This is a genomic window from Companilactobacillus heilongjiangensis (assembly GCF_000831645.3).
Taxonomy (GTDB): domain Bacteria; phylum Bacillota; class Bacilli; order Lactobacillales; family Lactobacillaceae; genus Companilactobacillus; species Companilactobacillus heilongjiangensis.
Genome location: NZ_CP012559.1, coordinates 2,362,454 through 2,383,645 on the forward strand (window position 1 = coordinate 2,362,454; position 21,192 = coordinate 2,383,645).

General features: G+C 34.8%; 11 protein-coding genes, 2 pseudogenes and 1 other annotated feature. Of the genes and pseudogenes, 5 read left to right on the forward strand and 8 right to left on the reverse strand.

Translation table 11 applies throughout. The annotated features are described in order from the left end of the window. Nucleotides 1-2 precede the first annotated feature (2 nt). From JP39_RS10550 to JP39_RS10560, 3 genes are all read right to left on the reverse strand, one after another. Nucleotides 3-1,061 (reverse strand): carbamoyl phosphate synthase small subunit, encoded by a 1,059-nt coding sequence (locus JP39_RS10550; protein WP_041500290.1) that lies wholly within the window; start codon nt 1,059-1,061, stop codon nt 3-5. A 1,108-nt stretch (nt 1,062-2,169) separates the two neighbouring features. After that, nucleotides 2,170-5,598, reverse strand: a complete 3,429-nt coding sequence (locus JP39_RS10555) for an SLAP domain-containing protein (protein WP_041500289.1) — start codon at nt 5,596-5,598, stop codon at nt 2,170-2,172. A gap of 172 nt (nt 5,599-5,770) precedes the next feature. Continuing rightward, complete coding sequence (locus tag JP39_RS10560; RefSeq protein WP_041500287.1) at nt 5,771-7,222, reverse strand: aminotransferase-like domain-containing protein; 1,452 nt, start codon at nt 7,220-7,222, stop codon at nt 5,771-5,773. A 124-nt stretch (nt 7,223-7,346) separates the two neighbouring features. Between JP39_RS10560 and JP39_RS10565 the strand changes: the two genes are divergently transcribed. Beyond that, nucleotides 7,347-7,964 carry a LysE/ArgO family amino acid transporter gene (locus JP39_RS10565; RefSeq protein ID WP_041500286.1) on the forward strand — a complete coding sequence of 206 codons (618 nt, stop codon included), beginning with the start codon at nt 7,347-7,349 and terminating at the stop codon, nt 7,962-7,964. Between the two features lie 43 nt (nt 7,965-8,007). Here JP39_RS10565 and JP39_RS10570 read toward each other — a convergent pair whose 3' ends face one another. After that, nucleotides 8,008-9,693: a glycosyltransferase family protein gene (locus tag JP39_RS10570; protein ID WP_041500285.1), complete on the reverse strand. Its 1,686-nt coding sequence runs from the start codon at nt 9,691-9,693 to the stop codon at nt 8,008-8,010. A 94-nt stretch (nt 9,694-9,787) separates the two neighbouring features. Continuing rightward, nucleotides 9,788-10,648, reverse strand: a complete 861-nt coding sequence (locus JP39_RS10575; protein WP_137619731.1) for a LysR family transcriptional regulator — start codon at nt 10,646-10,648, stop codon at nt 9,788-9,790. Between the two features lie 100 nt (nt 10,649-10,748). On the opposite strand from JP39_RS10575, the gene JP39_RS10580 reads away from it, so the two are divergent. The 4 genes and pseudogenes from JP39_RS10580 to JP39_RS10595 all read left to right on the forward strand — a co-directional run bounded on the left by JP39_RS10580 (nt 10,749) and on the right by JP39_RS10595 (nt 15,138). Then, complete coding sequence (locus JP39_RS10580; RefSeq protein WP_041500283.1) at nt 10,749-11,234, forward strand: GNAT family N-acetyltransferase; 486 nt, start codon at nt 10,749-10,751, stop codon at nt 11,232-11,234. Between the two features lie 117 nt (nt 11,235-11,351). Then, nucleotides 11,352-11,602 (forward strand) — a binding site (T-box leader). Nucleotides 11,603-11,700: 98 nt separating this feature from the next. After that, nucleotides 11,701-12,708, forward strand: a complete 1,008-nt coding sequence (gene asnA / locus JP39_RS10585; protein ID WP_041500282.1) for an aspartate--ammonia ligase — start codon at nt 11,701-11,703, stop codon at nt 12,706-12,708. Nucleotides 12,709-13,123: 415 nt separating this feature from the next. Continuing rightward, entirely contained in the window at nt 13,124-14,131 is a 1,008-nt protein-coding gene (locus JP39_RS10590; RefSeq protein ID WP_053085055.1) for a restriction endonuclease subunit S, read from the forward strand. An 80-nt stretch (nt 14,132-14,211) separates the two neighbouring features. Then, nucleotides 14,212-15,138: pseudogene (locus JP39_RS10595) on the forward strand (site-specific integrase). A gap of 30 nt (nt 15,139-15,168) precedes the next feature. On the opposite strand, the gene JP39_RS10600 reads toward JP39_RS10595, so the two are convergent. From JP39_RS10600 to JP39_RS10610, 3 genes and pseudogenes are all read right to left on the reverse strand, one after another. Continuing rightward, nucleotides 15,169-16,389 carry a restriction endonuclease subunit S gene (locus tag JP39_RS10600; protein WP_041500279.1) on the reverse strand — a complete coding sequence of 407 codons (1,221 nt, stop codon included), beginning with the start codon at nt 16,387-16,389 and terminating at the stop codon, nt 15,169-15,171. Continuing rightward, nucleotides 16,382-17,988: pseudogene (locus JP39_RS10605) on the reverse strand (type I restriction-modification system subunit M). The gene JP39_RS10600 and the pseudogene JP39_RS10605 overlap by 8 nt, the downstream one beginning before the upstream one ends. 8 nt (nt 17,989-17,996) lie before the next feature. Then, on the reverse strand, nt 17,997-21,083 hold the full coding sequence (locus JP39_RS10610) for a type I restriction endonuclease subunit R (RefSeq protein ID WP_041500277.1): 3,087 nt from the start codon (nt 21,081-21,083) through the stop codon (nt 17,997-17,999). Between the last annotated feature and the right edge of the window lie 109 nt (nt 21,084-21,192).

The following is a 21,192-nucleotide window of genomic DNA, read 5'->3' on the forward strand; positions in this document are numbered from 1 at the left end:
AACTATTTGTTAATCATGTCCCAGAATTTGTTAAACAAAAAATCAGCATCGTGTGGACCTGGCTTAGCATCCGGATGGAATTGAACTGAGAAGGCATTGTATTTAGTATGCTCAACACCTTCAACTGTTTGGTCATTCAATTCAACTTGAGTAACTTTCAAGTCTGTATCCTTAACCGATTCTTCATCAACGGCATAACCGTGATTTTGTGATGTGAAATAAATTCTGCCACTTTCAAGGTCTTTAACCGGGTGATTGAACCCACGATGACCGAACTTCATCTTAAAAGTTTTGGCACCGTTAGCTAAACACAACAATTGGTGGCCCATACAAATCCCAAATAGTGGATAGCGTTTTTCCAATTCAACAATCGTTGGCAAAATATCCATATGTCTAGTCGGATCTCCAGGTCCATTACTCAACATAATGCCGTCGGGCTTTAAGTTTTCAATTTCTTCTAATGGTGTATTGCCTGGTACAACTGTTACTTGCAAACATCTTTTAGTTAGTTCAGACACGATACTTTCTTTATATCCGAAATCCAGTAGTACGACATGTTTGCCGCTACCTTCAAACGTAGCTGGTGTGGGGTTGATACTTTTTTGTAATTGTTCATCGTCTAATTTCCAAGTACTGATTTGGTCTAATAAACCTGAGTTTAAATCGTCTACGATTGCGGCTTTCAATGAGCCAGCTTTTCTAATCTTTAAAGTTATTGCACGTGTATCAATTCGTCGGATACCAGGGACATTTTCTTGTTTCAAGAATTCATCGATTGTCATTTCACTTTGATAATTGCCAACGACATCGCTTATTTCTCGGGCTAGCACGCCCTTTATAGTAGGCTTTTGTGATTCATTAAATTTCTTGGCGACACCATAATTACCGATCATTGGTGCACAAAAGTTAATAATTTGCCCATTGTAGGATTGATCAGTAATTGCTTCTTGATATCCGCTCATCCCTGTTGTAAAAACAAGTTCGCCGATTGTTTCTGTGTCGCTTCCAAAAGCTGTACCTTCAAAGTATGTTCCATCTTCAAAAACTAGGTATCTTTTCATATTTGTCCTCCGAATTGATAAAAATTTGTACATAAAAAGGGATGCCTACTTACCAGCATCCCTAAAGTTTTTGTCTTAGACGATTGATATAGACTGAACCTTCGGGATCTCTCTGGACCCTATTAAAAATTCAAATTTAAAAACTTTTCACCAGTACGCGAAACCCAGAGAATCCTCTCTGTACTTCTTTCGCCTTCAAGACCTCACCGGGTCTAATTAAAAGTTATTGTTCCAATGATACAAACAACGAGGTGAATCGTCAATACTTAAATTAAAATAATTTTAATTTAAGTAACGTTTATATTAAATATTTTTAAGGTGATTAAAACTATAGTAATAAAAAAACTTCCTCTGCCAGCAGACAAAGAAAGTTCGATTTAGAAGGTTCCCCTTACTAATTGATTACTTTCCAAGCCTCACTGGACTTAGTTAAAAGTTGTTGTACATATAATACAAAGGACGTGTTGATTCGTCAATAGCAATTATTGCTTAAGGACATGCTCAAGACGGCATTTTTAATACTTTTTATTAGGAGAACATTCTTTACTAATGTATATTTTTCTATTCTTGTATTTATTTAATGTTTTATTCACTTCTAGATTATCTGAAGCTATGTCTGGCACTGACATATGACCTTGGTCAGATAACGTGAAATAGCCTTGAGTAAAGGCATCCGAGAATATTTTAATTAAACAAGTTCCACTTCGAGGATCCAAGCGAATTTCCTTATTATCAGTTAAAGAAACTATACGAGTTGTAACTAAATCCGCCTTATTTCTACCAGACACAAGAGCCGATTTATAACGATAATTAAATTTTACTTTATCGGGATAGAATTTATTTACTGCATCATGGGTCTCAATTTCTTTAGTTTTTTACAACAATGGGTTCTTTTTCCGCCGACAGGACTGGAGCTGGGATCTATTATGAAGTAATTTGTGTTGGGATTGGTTAATTACTTCCCTTACTAGATTGATATGCCCAGTATATGTTACGCAACAAAAAAATTCGTCAAACAATCAGTAACACCTGATCATTCAACGAATTCTTTCTATAAGAAATTATTTAGTTCTTGTTGAGTGTTTGGGAAGATATTTGAAACATGAAATTATACTAAATCACTTGCTAGTACCCATTCATTTGTTGCAACGCGGTACATTTGCTTACCATTGATTGTTGATGTCTTGTCTGAGAACCATGCTGAACCAGCAGCTAGAGCGCGGTCCTTAATAACGTTGCCTTTGGCATCATACAAAGTTTTGAAACTACCATTTGATGTTGTGATAATCTTGTTAACTTTTTCAAATTCGTAAACATCACTGGCTTTAACCCATTCGTTTGTAGAAACACGGTGGAAAGTTTCGCCATTAACTACCAATTTCTTGTCAGTAATCCAGTTTGAATCTTTAGCAAGAGCACGGTCCTTAATGATTTTGCCATCTTTTGTATACAATGAAGCAGTATTAATAACACCTAAAGTTGCGCGGTGGTTTTCTTCAACAGCTTTCTTCACAACTTTGATAGAAACTGTTGCATCTTTCTTACCTGTTGAAATTTTGTTTGTTTCGCCTGTAGCTAATTCATATTCTTTAGGCAATGAAATTTCGTGCTTTTGACCAGACTTGCCAACAACCTTAGTTGAATGAACTTTTTCACCTGATTGATGATCAACAAAATGAACAGTTGTTGTAAATTCTTTAGCAGTTACTTCTGGTGTTTCTGGAGTTGTTGGCTTAGTTTCAGCTGGCTTTTGAGTAGCAGTTTCAGCTGGTACAATGTGAACTGTCACTTTACCATAACTTACAGCAAATGTTTGACCTTCAACTAGTTTGTAGCCTGCTGGTGCGGTAACTAATTCTGCTGACACTGATGTGGCACTATCTTTAACGTCTTTGATTACGCCATCAGCAATTTTAACAGTTGTATCTTTATCATTAACATACTTAACTGTAACATCTGATTTCTTTACTTCGCCATCAGCATTAATGTTGATTGGTTTAACGTGTACTAAAATACGACCATGCTTGATAACAATCAATCTACGACCACTGATTTGGTAGCCTTCTGGTAGTGGAACTGTTTCGTGAGCAACTTTTCTAGCATTTTTAGCTACTGTCATTGTTGAATCAGCAAGCTTGTTCATGTTGTTTGTTGAATCTAAATACTTAACAACAATTTGCTTTGTTTCTTCGGCTGGTACAACATGAACTGTCACTTTACCGTAGCTTACAGCAAATTTTTGATCTGCAACTAGTTTGTAACCTGCTGGTACGGTAACTAATTCTGCTGATACTGATGTGGCATCATCTTTGACATCTTTAATTACACCATCTGAAAGCTTGGCCTTTGGATCCTTATCATTAACATATTTAACGATAACGTCTGACTTGCTTACTTCATGACCACTATAAACGTTGACTGGTTTAACGTGTACTAAAATGTGACCATTCTTAATTGAAATTAATCTACGAGCACTAACTTGATAACCGTCTGGCACTGGAACTGTTTCGCCGGCAACTTTTCTAGCATTTTTAGCTACTGTCATTGTTGAATCAGCAATCTTGTTCATGTTATTTGTTGAATCCAAATACTTAACAACAATTTGCTTTGTTTCTTCGGCTGGTACAACGTGAACTGTCACCTTGCCATAGCTAACCGCAAACTTTTGACCTTCAACCAGTTTGTAACCTTTTGGTGCTGATACTAAATCGGCTGATACCGATGTGGCGTCATCTTTAACATCCTTAATTACACCATCTGAAAGCTTAGCTTTTGGATCCTTATCGTTAACATATTTAACAATTACATCTGACTTGCTTACTTCATGACCGGCGTTAAAGTTAACTGGCTTAACGTGTACTAAGATATGACCATGCTTAACAACAATCAATCTACGACCACTGATTTGGTAGCCTTCTGGTAGTGGAACTGTTTCGTGAGCAACTTTTCTAGCATTCTTGGCTACTGTCATCTTTGAGTCAGCAAGCTTGTTCATATTGTTAGTTGTATCAAGATATTTAACAGTGATTTCCTTTGTTTCTTCAGCTGGCACAACGTGAACCGTTACTTTGCCATAGCTAACTGCAAACTTTTGACCCGAAACTAATTTGTAACCCTTTGGTGCTGATACTAAATCCGCTGATACTGATGTGGCATCATCTTTAACATCCTTGATAACTCCATCAGTAATTTTGTCATTGATATTTTTATCATTAACATACTTAACGATTACATCTGACTTGCTCACTTCATGACCGGCGTTAAAGTTAGCTGGCTTAACGTGTACCAAAATATGACCATGCTTAATTGAAATCAATCTACGACCACTGATTTGGTAACCATCTGGTAGTGGAACTGTTTCATGAGGAACTTTCTTAGCATTCTTAGCAACTGTCATTGTAGAATCGGCAAGTTTATTCATGTTATTTGTTGTATCGAGGTATTTAACAACAATTTGCTTTGTTTCTTCAACGGGAACGACATGAACAGTCACTTTACCATAACTAACGGCAAACTTTTGGTCTTCAACTAGCTTGTAACCCTTTGGTGCAGAAACTTGAGCAGCTGAAACTGATGTGGCATCGTCCGCAACATCTTTGATTACACCAGCAGTGATTTTATCACTAGCATTTTTATCGTTAACATAATTAACAACAACGTCTGACTTACTTACTTCATGACCGGCATTAAAGTTAACTGGCTTAACGTGTACCAAGATATGACCACGTTTAATTGAAATCAATCTGCGACCACTGATTTGATAACCATCTGGTAATGGAACAGTTTCGCCGGCAACCTTCTTGGCATGCTTTGCAACTGTCATTGTGCTGTTAGGGATCTTCTTCGTGTTATTTGTTGAATCAAGATACTTAACAGTAATTTCTTTGGTTTCTTCTACTGGAGCAACTGGGGCAACAGGTACCACGTGAACTGTCACTTTACCGTTGTCGATAGCAAAGTTTTGGCCTTCAACCAATTTATAACCGTTTGGTACAGAAACTTGTTGTGCATCAACGGCTGTAGCATTTTCAGCAACATCCTTGATGATGCTGTCAGCGATTGTTGTATTAGCATCTTGGTCATTTACATAGTTAACTGTAACGTCTACTTTAGCTACTTCTACTGGCTTTGTTGGTTGTGTAACCTTGACTGCTCTGACTTTAATAATAACTTTATTGCCTTTTAAAATTCTAACTTCAGCTTTTCTATCACTAAATTCATAACCTTCAGGCATTGGTGCATCTTTACCAAGAATACTTTTTGCATTTTTAGCAACTGTCATCTTACCATTGGCAATTTTATGTGAGTTGTTAGCAACATCTTGATATTGAACAGTAATTTCTTTAGTTTCGGAAGCAACGGCTCCATTTGTAGCGATATTCTGAATTTCATCTTGGTTAATAGCGGTGCTTACTTCAGTAGCTTGTGCTTGATTAGCAGCTTCAGCTTGAACGATGGCTCCTTGAATAACAGTTGGATTCAAAATCATGGTACTAAATAATAAACTCGTAATAACGAGGGATTTACTTCTCTTCATAATATCTATAATCTCTCCTAATGGTTTCTATAAGTTTTAACTTTTAAATCATATCGGGGAGTTGTAGATTTATTGTAGATTTCATGTAAATATTATGTAAAGTTTCAGAAAAGCAACAATAAACTGGTATTATTTTTCTGAAATATTCACTTAAAATTATTGCTAATTTCTATTAATAGAGTCCATTACGAATGGTTCTCATCGCTGCTGTAAATTCTTCGCAAGTTAGGTATGCAAACGACAACCTGAGGGAACGATTATGTTTAAAATCATAAATATCACCAGTATTTAACAGTATTCCCTTGTCCAAAGCACGCTCAAATAAATCGTCAACTTCAACATCATCATTGAATGTCAGCCAAATATAAAATCCACCAATTGGCACATCCCAAGTCGCAATATCCTGAAAATACTTTTCCAAAGTTTTCAAAGCATTATCTCGACGTTTCTTTAAAATTTTCTTCAAACCAATTAGATATTCCTTATATTTACCACTCTGTAAAAACTCCGCGAATACCAACTGTGACAGAGAACTTGCTCCATAGTCCATCTGCATTTTGGCATCACCAAGTCGTTGTATCACTGGTTCAGAGGCAATCACCCAACCAATTCTTAATCCCGGTGCCAAAGTTTTCGATGCACTGCCAAGATACATGACCATGCCGTTATCATCGATAGCTTTCAAAGGCAATGCAGATTCACCATCAAAACATAATTCCTGATAGGCTCCATCTTCAATGATTGGCAGTCTATTTTTTATACAAAAATTCATCAATTCTTGACGACGAGCATTACTCATCGTGATTCCAGTGGGATTCTGGTTAGTCGGAATCGTATAGAGAATGGATGATTCTGATTTCTGCAATTGCTTGGCAATTTTCCAATATTCCATGCCATCTTGATCCATCGAAATACCATTTAGATTTAATCCGGCCGATTGAAACATTTGTAACGACTTCAAATATGTTGGTGCTTCCGTGAAAACCGTGCTACCTTCTTCTAACATACATGAAGAAATTAATTGCAACGCTTGCAAAGCTCCGGATGTCACCAAAACATTTTTAGTTGAAACATTGATACCAAATTGTTTCATATGTTCAACAATTGCTTCTCGTAAAGTCAGTATTCCCAGTGGTTCAGCGTACCCCAATGAAGTTATTTCAACACTCATCTTTTGTAAAACTTCCGTCCACATTTTTTGTGGAAACAGCCTAGGGTCGAGTTCACCGGTTCCTAAACGAATAATATCAGGGGCAAATTCGAGTCGATTGATTTGCTGCATTCGGCGGTTATTCTCTTGTAAATATCCAGACGAAATCAATTTCTTCCAACTTGGTTTGGTCGGCAACATCAGTGACCACGTATTACTGACGATTTGAGTACCAGCACCCGACTTTCCAGAAATAATTCCGTAGGAAGTTAATTCATCGATTGCTGTCGAAATAGTACTGCGATTGACTCCAAAAGATTCTGCTAAAGCCCGTTGCGGAGGTAATCTTGAGCCAATTGTCCATTCACCATTAGCTACCTTGTCACAAATATATTGCACGATTTGACGGTAAACTGGAGTGCTACTTTTCTTATCAGGTTTCCAAGCAATTTGAATCGGACGAACTCGTTTCATAATTTACTCCTTTTGGTTGGGTCGAAAGTTTATTTTTGGTTGGTTACATCTTTTAGCAACACCGATATAATCATTACTGTAGTCAATATATAACACATTATTTGGTTGGTAAAGGGGACTAATCATGAACTTCTTTTTACAGGGATTAACAATGGGGATTGCATATGATGCTCCAATCGGTCTGGCAAATCTTTTCGTCATCAACGCTGCACTCACACAGACACGGCGTAAATCATTTTTCTCGACATTAATAGTCATAATTTTCGACGTGGCACTGGCCTTTTCATGCTTCTTTGGTATCGGAGCAGTCATGAAAAAATTCGAGTGGTTACAGTTAGCGATTCTTTTAATTGGTAGTTTAATCGTAATTTACATGGGGATAAACTTGCTTCGATCACAAACGACAGATATCAGCGCGGAAGCTACGCCAGAAATGACAATTTTTAAAACTATCACTTCAGCTTTCGTCGTAATTTGGTTCAATCCGCAAGCAATTATCGATGGTTCAATGATGCTCGGAGCTTTTCAAGTGACCTTGCCAACTTATAGTTATCCAGTATTCATCGCGGGTGTTGGGATTGCTTCGGCACTTTGGTTTATCGTGTTAAATGCCGTGGTTACCAAATTTAAAGATAAATTCAACGCTAAAGTTTTACGGATTATTAATTTAATTTGTGGCGTGATTATTATTTTGTATGGTGGAAAATTATTGTTTAATTTCATTACTTTACTGATTCATTAAAAAAAGTGTTGCTGGAATTCTAACCAATTCCAGCAACACTTTTTTATATACTCAATTCTTCAATCAACTTCAAACGTTTCTGCAAGAAAACATCACCTGCAATAATCAAAAACCCTAATATCGTTAAGCAAATCAAACCGGCGTACAACTTACTGCTCCCATAAGATACAACAATCCGATTATTTCGACTACTTTGTTTTGCTTTAAATTCAATGGTCCCTCGAGTACTAGTCCAAAATGGCACTGGTCTACCATTCACTGATACTCTGGTCAAACGATATCGAATTATTGGTAAATTAATATCATCGCCTTTTTGCAATTTATTAATTTTCAAAACTGCAGTATCACGATTATCATGTGGAACTGCTTTTACAACTTTATCGTTAATATACATCTGATGTTCTATAACCGAAGATAAATAATTCAAAGTCTCCTTGGGAACATATTGATTTAAATAAGAATCTGGAATCCTGTCTTCATTAATCATCGCCGTATCAATAACTCCATGAGGATCAGAAATCATGGTGTGATTCGTTGCTGATTTGAAAGAACAAAACCAAATTCCCATCATCAGTATTCCACATAAAGCTGCCACACCCCACTGTATCTTAATGTCACGCTGGCGTACTAACTCAGTTATCATCAATGATCCACTGACCGCCGCAAATAATGTTGCAAATATCAATAATCGATAAGGATATTGAATTACGCTGATTGGAGTATTTTGCAAAACATTCCATGGAAAAAGATTAGTCGAAATCAAGAATAATGCCAATCCCATTAAATAAATCTTTTTATTTAAACTATTAAATTTTACAAAATAAATCGCTCCGACTATCAAAATAACTAAAACTATCAAGCCTGGATTATAGAGATTTCCTTCCACAAAACGGCTGGCATTACTTTGCATAGTTACTTTCAAAAACTTGGTTAATTCCAATCCTTTCAATATTTGCGGATCGGGTTTGGGAAACTTCTGGAATAACTCTTCAAGAATGAATGGTCCAGTATAAATTGAAGTTATCAAAATCGTTGTCACGACAGCTTTTATCAATGCAGTCGTATGCTCTTTAAACGGTTTTATTTTCATAAAATTAAACAATAAGAAGACGATAAAAATTAACATTGTCATAAACGTTGTCAGCACATGAGTTAAAATAATGGCCCCAAATCCCAGTGCAAATAAATACCATTTATGATAATTTCTAAAGAATGTTTCATAAAATCCTAGAAAACACAACGGTAAAAAGATAGTCGCAATATATTCGGCTAAGGCTGCCCGGCTCAATAAATCAATCAAACGATAGGTACTAAAATTGTAAATCAATGTAAAAATTAACGCCTGTAAATGTGAACCTGAGAATTCATACATTGAATAATGACTAATCAGTAGCGATGCTAAAAAATAAATGAACAACGCCATATAAAACGCCGAAATCGGATTGCCATTAAACAGTGAAACAATTCCAAATGGCAACAAAGTTATCCAGGGATAAAAAATGTTGACTGCATAGCCAATTTCTCCAAAATTTATCGTTGAAATTGACGGCAGTAGCCCTTCTTTCAGGGACTTACTAATTCCTTGAATACGTTGAAATTGATAATAAACATCATCGCCATACCAAATACTCTTGCTTTGGAAAGTTAAATACATGATACCGGCAATAAATAAATACCCTAATAAAATTATTAATACTTTCGACTTACGATTCAGACTTAAATTTTTCATAACCCACCATTAGAAGACCTATAAACATATTTGTTCTCAATTATAGTACGCATGGTGCTAGTTGATAATCTAATATCTGTATATGCTTCAAAACTTATTTAAATACCTTAACAAAATCAGAAATCAAATTGGATTTAGTTTTATAGTTGCGGGTCAATAGATGTCCATGAACGTGATTAATAATATCCGTTTTAATAACAAACAATTGATCATTCTCAACTTCCATTTTAACCATTTCCCATGGTAAATAACTAAATCCTAACCCACCAATTACCACTGACTTGATTGCAGCAATACTTGGCAAACTGATTGTTCTGAATTGTCGCTGATGTTGCTGCCAAACAGAAGTTTCAAACTGATTACGATAGCTACATTCAGGTTCATTGATTACAAAAGTAGCCTGACTATCATTTAACAATTGTTGAAAAGTCTGCTTTTGTGAGCTAACTAACACCATTTTTTGTTCACCCAAATCATGATCTATCAACCTCTTACTGGGTTTACTAGGCCACATCATAAAAGCTATATCGACATCGCCACGCAACAAAACTTCTTCATTATGTAAACAAGTCGCATTCTGAAGCTCAAGTTGTACATGAGGATAAAGTTTTTGAAATTGTTGTAGTTTCGGAGCTATCACCGAAATCGTCAAGGATTCTGGAGCGGCAATCTTCAAGATTCCTGAAGTTTCAGTTTGATTCCATTTTTTAATATCTGAAAAGCTTTCTAACGTTTTTTCGACCATAGGCAACAACTGTAAACCAGCATCAGTAATGCTTACTTGGCGTTTTTTATATTCAAACAGCTTTGCGCCTAACTCGAGTTCTAAGCTTTTAATCTGCATAGAAACAGTTGATTGCATGTAACCTAAAATATCGGCAGCTTTAGAAAAATTACGTGTTTCAGAAACCGTCTTAAAAGTTATTAATTCACGAACGTCCATAAATTTATCCAATCTATCAATTTATTTGATAATCACTATTCATACTATCAATTATACATATATAGGATTGCCAGTTACAATGAAATCAACGTTTAAGAAATGAGGCTTTCATATGCAAATAGTTCCTTATCAAAATAATCCCCATCACCTAGCCCAATTAGTCGACTTAATTAATTATTGTCAAAACATCGAAGCCAAATTAAATATTAAAATGGCTGAACAAGATGATATTTTCCAAATCAGCTCTTATTATCAATCCAAAGGTGGAAATTTCTGGATTGCATTAGAAGAAAATCAAGTGGTAGGTTCCATCGCCTTATTGCCAATTGGAAATCAGACAGCCGTGCTCAAAAAATTCTTCACTTATCCAAAATTTCGTGGGCAACCAAATCGCCTAGGCGCAAAGTTGTATCAGGAATTACTTAACTTCGCCCAAGCTAACAACTTCAAAAGATTAGTCTTAGATACCCCAGAAGGCGAAACCAGATCACATTATTTTTATGAAAAGCACGGCTTTAAACAAGTCACACCCGAGCAATTCAATGCCAATTATCCTTACCCAGACCGAAATTCTCGACTCTATGAACTAATTTTTTAACTTAAATAATCACGTTTTCTTACATTAAAGGGGTTCTAAGAAATTATGCCAAAATTAATAAAATTCAAATTTTATTATTTACTTTTTTTAAAAAGATGCTAATATAAGTGTCACAAGATAAAAACGACGAGAAAGAAGAGTAAGATTTTCCACACTAACAGTGAGTTGGGAATGGTGAGAACCCAATTAGTAAATGGATTATCCGAATAACACTTTCTTATGTTTCTGGCTAAAATGAGTAATCAGAGTAAGTTCAGACGTTAACCGGTACGTTACCATCGGTGGAGCATGCTAGTGCTCTTATTGAGGTGGCCTATTTTTATATAGGCAACTTGGGTGGTACCGCGAAAAAGTCTTTCGTCCCAATTATTATTAATTTAATAATTAGGACGAAAGACTTTTTTTATTTTGCATTTATTCATTAAGAAAAACGATCAATTGATCGACCGAAGAAGGAGAAATTATTATGGACTTAATTATACCTAAGGACTACGATCCAAAACTATCAGTTAAAGAAACACAAAAAGCTATTCAATACATTCGTGAAACATTCCAAGACGAATTTGGTAAAGAATTGAATTTATCACGTCTATCAGCACCAATGATGGTCGAAAAAGGTACTGGTCTTAATGATAACCTTAACGGTGTCGAATCACCTGTTTCCTTTACTATGAAAGGTATGCCCGGTGAAACAATTGAAATCGTTCACTCATTGGCTAAATGGAAACGTCTAGCTTTGAAACGTTATCACTTTGACATGCACGAAGGTATTTACACTAACATGAACGCTATCAGAAAAGATGAGGATCTTGATAACATTCACTCAATCTACGTTGACCAATGGGATTGGGAAAAAATCATTGCTAAAGATGAACGTACAACTGAAACTTTGGAAAGCACCGTTCGTCAAATTTTCAAAGTTATCAAGCATATGGAACACGAAGTTTGGTACAAATTCCCTAAGGCTGTCCACCATTTGCCTGACGAAATTCACTTTGTTACAACTCAAGAACTTGAAGACCGCTGGCCTGACAAGACACCTAAGGAACGTGAAAATGCCATCTGTAAAGAACTCGGCTGTGTATTCTTAATGCAAATTGGTGGACCTATGAAGAGTGGTAAGCGTCACGACGGCCGTGCCCCTGATTACGACGACTGGAAATTAAACGGTGACATCTTATTCTGGTACGAACCTTTACAAAAGGCTTTGGAAATCTCAAGTATGGGTATCCGTGTCAGCGAAGAATCAATGAGAGAACAATTGAAGATGGCTCATGCCGAAGATCGTGCCTCATTGCCTTTCCACAAACAATTGTTGAACGGTGAACTACCATACACAATCGGTGGTGGTATCGGACAATCACGTCTATGTATGTTATTGCTCGGCAAAGCTCACGTTGGTGAAGTTCAAGCTGCTGTTTGGCCTGAAGACCTACGTAAGAAATGTGACGAAAATGGCATTCACTTACTATAAAAAATATTAATCCTTCCCTAATTACAAATAATGGTCCTATATTCTGTTTGTTCAGAATGTAGGACCATTTTTAAATATTGTTTTATTAAAAAAATCAATACAAGCTAACAAAAATTCTTTTGATAACGAAATAACATAAGTAATCAGAAGTACAGTATTCTTTATTAAATAATAATACGCACCTATCAATAAAATATTATTTTTATTCATTATATTTATCCTGAGTTTACGAAAACTTATCTTTTACATCGATTGGGAACAGCATTACCTAAAAAAGGTTGTAAATAGAATAACAAGAAAAAATAATGACTTAGAGTCAAAATTATCTCTTACTATTTCTGCGCAAGAGGGTCTGATAGATCAAGAAAAATTCTTTAACAAAAAAATTGCCAGCAAAGATGTCAGTGGATACTATTTGATTAAAAAGGGAGAATTTGCATATAACAAATCGTATTCTAAAGGATTCCCTTGGGGAACTATCAAACGATTGAATCGATATAACATGGGCGTGCTATCTACTTTATACATTATCTTTAAACCAACAAATGTCGATAGCAATTTTTTAGAAAAGTATTATGATACAAATTATTGGCATAAAGAAATCTCCATGATTGCCACTGAAGGGGCAAGAAACCATGGACTATTAAATATAGCCCCATCTGACTTTTTCGATTCTAAGTTAATAATACCTGTAGATAAAACTGAACAGTATAAGGTAGGCAATATCTTAAAAAAGTTAGATGAATTAATAGACTTGTACCAAAATCAATTATTGATGTACGAAAGCTTAAAAAAGTATTTGTTACAGAATCTATTCCCTTCAGATGAGGAAAAAGTTCCTAATGTGCGATTTGCTGATTTTAGTGGAGATTGGGGTAAGCGTAAGTTTTCAGAACTTTATGAAAAAATGATAGAGAAAAATGACTTATCTTTTAATAGTAGCCAAATAATATCAGTTGCAAATATGTATTATAAATCTGGTCAAAATACTAATTCCACTGAAGAATACATGAAAACTTATAATATCTTTCTTAAAGGTGATATAGCATATGAAGGACATAAAAGTAAAAACTTTTCTTATGGGCGCTTTGTCGAAAATGACATAGGAAATGGAATTGTATCTCATGTATTTGATGTTTTCCGACCTAAAGCCAAATATGATTTGTACTTTTGGAAATACCTAATAAATAATGAGAATATTATGGGATATATTTTGAGAAAAGTGACTACTAAGGCAACGATGATGAATAATTTAGTTGCTAAGGATTTCTTAAAGCAAAAAATAAAGACACCTGATTATAAAGAGCAGGAAAATATTGGAGCCCTTTTAAAACAATTAGACAATTTTACAGAGCTCCAAGAGGATAGATTATTAATCTTGAAAAAAACAAAAAAATATTATCTTCAAAAATTATTTATTTAACATTTGGAACTGCATAAATAAAAAAACTTCTGGATAATGATTTTGACAATACATGTCAAAAATTATTCGGAGGTTTTTTAATGTCTAAAAATAAGTCAACACAATTATTCCATGAATATTATGAAGAATGGATTAATCTGTATAAGGTCAATGCAATTAGAACTATTACTTTGAATAAATATTATATGAGTTTGAAATGGATCATAAAGTTAGCTCCCAATTTAAGGCTATGCGATTTAACAAGGCGAAGTTACCAGGAGCTGATTAATAATTACGCATTAGAACATGAGAAACAAACCACGAAAGATTTTCATCATCAAATAAAGGGCGCCATTCTAGATGCTATGGATGAAGGATTAATTGAACAAAATCCTACTAGAAAAATAATTATCAAAGGTAAGCAACCTGCTGAGAAGAAGCCAAAATTTTTGAATGAATATGAATTACAATAGCTTATTAAACAGCTTAATTTAGATTCTGAAATTAATTGGGATTGGTATATATTATTGGTAGCCAAAACCGGATTAAGATTTGCGGAAGCTCTTGCCCTGACACCCAAAGATTTTGATTTTACTAAACAATTATTAAATATTAATAAGACTTGGAATTATCGTTCCACAACTGGCGGATTTCAGCCAACTAAAAACTCATCATCAGTCAGAAAAGTGCAAATTGATTGGCAGTTGGCAATTCAATTTGCAAAAATGATAAGTAACACGCCAGTAGATAAACCAATTTTTGTAAATCAACGTATTTTTAATTCAACTGTTAATAAACGGCTTGAGCTTCTCTGTAAAAATGCTAATATTCCAATAATTACAGTCCATGGACTCAGACACACTCATGCATCTTTACTTTTGTTTGCTGGAGTGTCGATTGCTAGTGTCGCCCAAAGATTGGGTCACGCTAATATAACTACTACTCAAAGTACATACTTACATATTATTCAGGAATTACAGACGCAGGATAATGAAAAAATAATGTTTCAAATGTCCAAATTGATGTAATAATTTTAGAACTTATTTTTTATAAAGCAATTAAATAAACAGCTTTTGTATATAATATTTTTTTATATTTTCGTACAACGTTAGTTGCCTTTTTTGAATTTTAATTAATTCATCCAACTTTGTCAAAAGAGAAACTATTACTTTTTGTTCTGTGATATTTGGATTTTTGATAGGTAGTATTTTAATTAATTCTGCATTGTAACTCTGCTGCTTAGTTCCTTGTGTATATCTTATTCCGTATTCATCGCCAAATTTCATATACCACTGAAAAAGAAATCCAGATATCAATTTAGATTTGTTTGGGAATAATGCCATACAAGATTGATTTAATGTTGTATTTATTCCTAAGATGGCACAATTTCCCCGTGTTCCTTTTGCCTCTAACCCCGTAATGGCCATTACAAATGTACCAGATGGTACAATTTTAAGGTTAGCTTCTGATTTTCCCTCGGGTGTAATCTTTTCAACTGTTTTAAGGACAGTTCCTTTATTTAATTCTCCACTAGAAAGCCAGCTTATATTACCATTCCAGTTGAGATTGTCAGATCTAGAAGGAGTTTGCCCGTTGTATAAATTGTTGAGTAGATTTCCAATGAGTTGCTGTTCCCAATCTCCAACAAAATCAGCAAATCTAACATTTGGAACATTTGCCTTATCTTTAGGGAAAAGGTTCTGTAACATGTACTTCCTTATCCCTTCGTACAGATTCAGCTTTTTTTGATGTAGTTCTATTAGTAAATTCAGTTTTTCAATAATACTGCCTATTTTATTTTGCTCATCTATTTTTGTAATTAATATTGGCATTTCAAAAAATATATTGGGGTGGATACGTTTGGCTTTTCTTGAGCCATTAGCCATGCTTCCTTGATATTTATAAAATTTTTCTAGTGAAACGTATTCTAAAAAGAAATTTGGATTTAAATTCTTACTAATGTCAAAAGACGGCGAATCTAAAGTGGACTCATAACCATCCAAATAAGAAGGGACAATACCAAATGCTTGATGTAGGAAGTCCAATTTGCCGTACATAAATTGGCCTTCTTTACGAATGTAATATTGTGTCGCTGTACTTCCAAGGTATATATCTTCTTTGGGTACAATTCCTTTACCCCAGAGTTTAACGGTAAGTTTTTTTGCTGTAAGTCCACTGGATCCTTTTATTCTACTCTCTTTGAGAAAATCTCCGATTTTATGCTGTTCCCAATCATCAGTAAACCCTTTAAAACGCAGCTCCGGCACACGTTTATCCATTATGGTTCACCTCATCATTCAACATTGAAATAAAATCATTGAGATCATTCATCGTTTTCTCATCAGAAGAAGTGAGTTCTTTCATCATTGAAAGTAACTCCTTTTTATTTTCTTCAATTTTTTTATTATTTTCTTTTATTTCTTTTGTTATTTCTCCGAGGTCGATTTCCGGTTCAGGCTCGAAGGTATCAACATATCTTGGAATATTTAAATTATAATCATTTTCTTCAATTTCTTTGAAATCGGCAACATGAGCGTACTTATCAACATCTTTACGTTCATTATAAGTATCCATAATCTTATCAATATCTTCTGCTCGAAGAATATTTTGATTCTTTCCTTTTTCAAAGTTATTACTTGCATCAATGAATAAAACATCTTTATTAGTTTTATTCTTCTTTAACACCATAACAACGGTTGGAATTCCAGTTGATTTTTGTCCAAAAGTGCTCGACGAATTTTTTCTTCCTTCGCACCACGGAATAGCACACCGTGAGGTAAAACAATTGCCATCGTTCCTTTTGAGCTCAAATGATATAACCCGTGAAGTAAGAATGAATAGTCAGCTTTAGTCTTTGGAGCTAAGCCACCGTAATCTTTAAAACGTGGATCTTTCATTTTATTATCATTGTTATCCCAATGAGCTGAATATGGAGGATTAGCAACAACCATATCGAAGTTTCTTGGATGATCGATACCTTGAGAATCAATTCCATCAGGCCAATCACTTTCCAACGTATCAGCATTACGCAAATCCATGTTCATATAAGAAACATCATGCATCATCAAATTCATTCGAGCCAAGTTATATGTTGTTGTATTCAATTCTTGACCGTAATAAAACAATCTACGGTCTTTTATTTGTTCCTGAACAGTTAACAGCAATGATCCAGAACCACATGCAAAATCATAAACACTTGGTTTATCCTCTTTAGGGTCTAATCCTTGCGCAACTAATTTTGCTAAAACTTCTGAAACTTGGTGAGGAGTATAAAACTCGCCGGCTTTTTTACCAGAATTACCTGCAAATTGGGCAATCAAGAATTCATAAATATCACCTAAAATATCGTGACCATCATCATCTTTATACTCAACTTCATCAACCAAATTAACAATTTCTGTCAAAGCCTTAGCACGTGCAGCAGTTGTTTGACCTAAACGAGAATTGCCTAGGTTCATATCCGCAAATACACCATGAAAATCCTGTTTAGCATTAGTGTTCAAATCAACATTGTGATTAAAATCATCCAACATATCTTGAAAATCAGATGGAGCAATAGAATTGTTATTAACTTTATCAACAATAGTCTGCCATGTGTATTGTGGGGCAATGGCATAACCTAATGAATCGGCTAATTATTCCAAATAGTCGCTTAGATCATCCCCACCAGCTTGTTCAGCATAGGCATCATTTACACTTTGACCATCAGCGATATCAAGCAAATCATTTTGAACCATTCGGTCTTCTTGATGTTCTGACAAGTAACGATAAAACATAAAACCTAGAATATAATTTCTATATTCACTGGCATCCATATTACTACGAAGACGGTTTGCCATCTCCCAAATTTGACTAGTAATTTCTTGTGCTTTACTCATAATTTCTCCTAGTACTTCTCAACCATTTGATCAGCAAATTCTTTAAAGCTTCTTCTCAAGTGGGTTCTGTATTTGATTTTCGATAATTTCTTAACTCTTGATGATTCAGCATCTGTCGTATAAACCGTTGTTCCCTCTTTAACAATCTCATCCAAGACACCATTAATATTTAAATCATCAGCATCTTTAACGTGACCTAAAACAATCTTATTTATCTTTTGGGAAGAATCAATATCTGCTAGTCCCCAATCTTTCTTGTAATCAAAAATATCGTTTCTTAAACGCATGTCATTGTGATTAGATACTAGGTTTTTAATATCTTTTTGATTAACTGGATAATTATTAACCGATATATTGCCATTCAAAACATCTTTAGTAAATTGGTTGATTTGTTCAGCATATTTACGGTCATCTACTTTATCAGAAATATTCTGAATTTCAGTAGCCGTTTTATTAGCTGAATCTAAGTCGTCATCATGATACTGATTCATCAAATCAGCAATGAGTTCCTCTAGGTAATCATAATTTACTCTAATGGCTTTAACATGCTCCATCTGTAAATCAACTTGCGAAATATCGACATGATCCATGATGGCAATTCTTCGTTTAACTTCATTTTTAAGGGTTGTTGTTAAAACCTCTTCTGTATCAACGGACATCCCTAATTCGCCTAATACCTTTTCTGGATGTTCTTCATCATAACTATCATCTTGCTTAATCATAGACATAAGATGATTATACTTTCGCAAGCTAGAGTACATTTCTTTTACCTTATTATCGTTGTCAGGAACTCTAGTGAAGTCATTCGAATAATCTGCTAATTGTGTAACAACCTTCTTTAATTCTTCTTTTGTCTCTTCAACTGGAGGTATAACTACACCATCATCTATAACAGGTAATTCTAATTGAATGTTAGCCGAATCACGATTGGCATACTTGGCTAAAGCCTTCTTCATTAATACCTCTGTATGATGTGGCCAGCGATAATTAACAATACGTCCAAACGGTTTGGTCTGCATATCATAAACACGATTAGTCCTCGAATAGGCTTGAATTAAAGCCGCACCCTGTAACGTTCTATCAACATATAGAGTATTCATCTGAGGAGCATTAAAACCAGTCAATAATTGATCAACAACAATAACAATGTCAAAATACTTTCCATCATCAATTGTCCGATTCAATCTGGAAACAACTTGAGCCGTATAGTCTTTAACTTGCGTATCGTCAAAACTAGTACCAAACTTCTTATTATAATCATTCATGATTTCACGCAATGATTCATTATTCTTTAATTGTTTATCACTATTTGAAGTATCCTGACTAAAAGTGATACCAACGCGTAATGGATTTTCCAAATTAGCATTCTGCTTTTTAAACTCTTCATAATACTCCATTGCCATAGGTGTTGATGCTTTACCGCCACCCACATGAGTCGTAAACAAAGCATTGTATTCGCCATTACGAGAACGTTTCTTCCAATTCTTGATAATATCCTTAACTACTAGTTCTATATGCTTAGGATTGTTGTCATAGACTGATGGTTCCACAGTATCATCCATATCTTCATCAGCCATATCATCAATTCGCATTTCAATATCTTGTTCAGACATTGATGGATAGCGAGATTTGAAATAAGCGGGTAAATATTGGTCTCTTAAAACTGAATCCGATAAGGTTGTTTCAAAATCTACTTTAAATCCTAGAACATTGCCATCTGCAATTGCATCTCGAATTGTATAAGCATGGATCAAATCACCGAAAACTTCTCTGGTAGTTGGATGCGTATCGAAAACCGGTGTACCAGTATAGCCAATCCAAGCTGACTTTCTGAAACCATCTTTGATTCGTTTTAACATGTCACCAGAAGTAGAACGGTGTGCTTCATCAACAATAAATACAATATTCTTATTAACTTGCTTAAAATTACTGCTTCTAACCATTGAATCCATCTTTTGAGTAGATGTAACAATAATTCCGTTACCTTTTTTATTAAGTTTTCTTTCCAAAACCCAACGGTTAGCTGTATCAGTTACGACTCCACCGTTACTTTCCTCGGTATTTTCAGGGTCATATGCTTTATATTCATCAACTGTCTGATTCGTCAATGCAACACGATCAACCAAGAAAACTACTTTATCAACATTTGGTAATCTTGAAGCCAACCACGCAGCTTTAAAGGAACTAATTGTTTTACCTGATCCAGTAGTATGCCAAACATATCCAACTCCAGGATCATCAATTCCAAAAGTATGCTGACGAATTTTTCTGATAACTCTTTGAGTTGCATAAACTTGATAAGGACGCATGACTTTAATCATCTGATGTTTGGGCGTACCATCCAAAATCATATAGTTGGTTGCCATTTGATGTGACATCGGAATCGACAACATATTATTAGCAAATTCTTTCCAATCAAAAACAGGTTTATTATCATCGGCCTTTTGCCAACGGAAAGCAAAGTCAGTATTAAATTTGTCGGCAGTTGAATTGGCCATATAACGACTATCATGTGGCGTAATTGCTACTAATATTTGCAATGTCGAAAAAATATCAGTGTATTGATTTTCTTCAATATATTGATGCATCTGGTTCAATGCCTCTTTAGCATCATGACCATCAGCCTTTTCCTCAATCTGAATAATTGGCAAACCATTAATTAATAATGTAGTGTCAAAACGACGTGCCTTTCTTCCAGGGATAATAGCCGGACGTTCGATTTGGTTAACGATCTGATAAATAGTATCTCCAGCACCAATATTATCCTGATCAAAAATCTTCAAATAAACATGTTTACCATTGTCCAAATCAACTTCTACTTGTGAGATTCCATTCATCCCATACAAAAATTGACCCGCTTGATACGGTGTCTCTAGTTGTCCGATGATAACCTTTATCTGTTTAAATTCAGCATCAGATAATTTTCCGTCTAATCGGTCCTGATTATGCTGCTCAACAATAGTTTTAAAATTCTGCCATAAATCATCTGTGGTTTTAATTCCCGGCAAATAATCCCATTGCTTTGTTCCACCTAGATTGACTAAATAATCAATCAAATTACTTTCGAAAGCCAATTCATTAGTCTCCAAACTCATGATATTCCCCCGAATAACTGTAAATTAAACTAAAAACAAATTTATATATATTTGTTGTTTAGTTCTTGTAAATTAACTTTTACACTCTTTACTCATTCTATCAGATTAA

What these genes read in the sequence shown, in the direction of transcription:
- JP39_RS10550 (WP_041500290.1), bottom strand. Translation starts at nt 1,061, where the DNA reads ATGAAAAGATACCTAGTTTTTGAAGATGGAACATACTTTGAAGGTACA.
- JP39_RS10555 (WP_041500289.1), bottom strand. Translation starts at nt 5,598, where the DNA reads ATGAAGAGAAGTAAATCCCTCGTTATTACGAGTTTATTATTTAGTACC.
- JP39_RS10560 (WP_041500287.1), bottom strand. Translation starts at nt 7,222, where the DNA reads ATGAAACGAGTTCGTCCGATTCAAATTGCTTGGAAACCTGATAAGAAA.
- JP39_RS10565 (WP_041500286.1), top strand. Translation starts at nt 7,347, where the DNA reads ATGAACTTCTTTTTACAGGGATTAACAATGGGGATTGCATATGATGCT.
- JP39_RS10570 (WP_041500285.1), bottom strand. Translation starts at nt 9,693, where the DNA reads ATGAAAAATTTAAGTCTGAATCGTAAGTCGAAAGTATTAATAATTTTA.
- JP39_RS10580 (WP_041500283.1), top strand. Translation starts at nt 10,749, where the DNA reads ATGCAAATAGTTCCTTATCAAAATAATCCCCATCACCTAGCCCAATTA.
- asnA (WP_041500282.1), top strand. Translation starts at nt 11,701, where the DNA reads ATGGACTTAATTATACCTAAGGACTACGATCCAAAACTATCAGTTAAA.
- JP39_RS10600 (WP_041500279.1), bottom strand. Translation starts at nt 16,389, where the DNA reads ATGGATAAACGTGTGCCGGAGCTGCGTTTTAAAGGGTTTACTGATGAT.
- JP39_RS10610 (WP_041500277.1), bottom strand. Translation starts at nt 21,083, where the DNA reads ATGAGTTTGGAGACTAATGAATTGGCTTTCGAAAGTAATTTGATTGAT.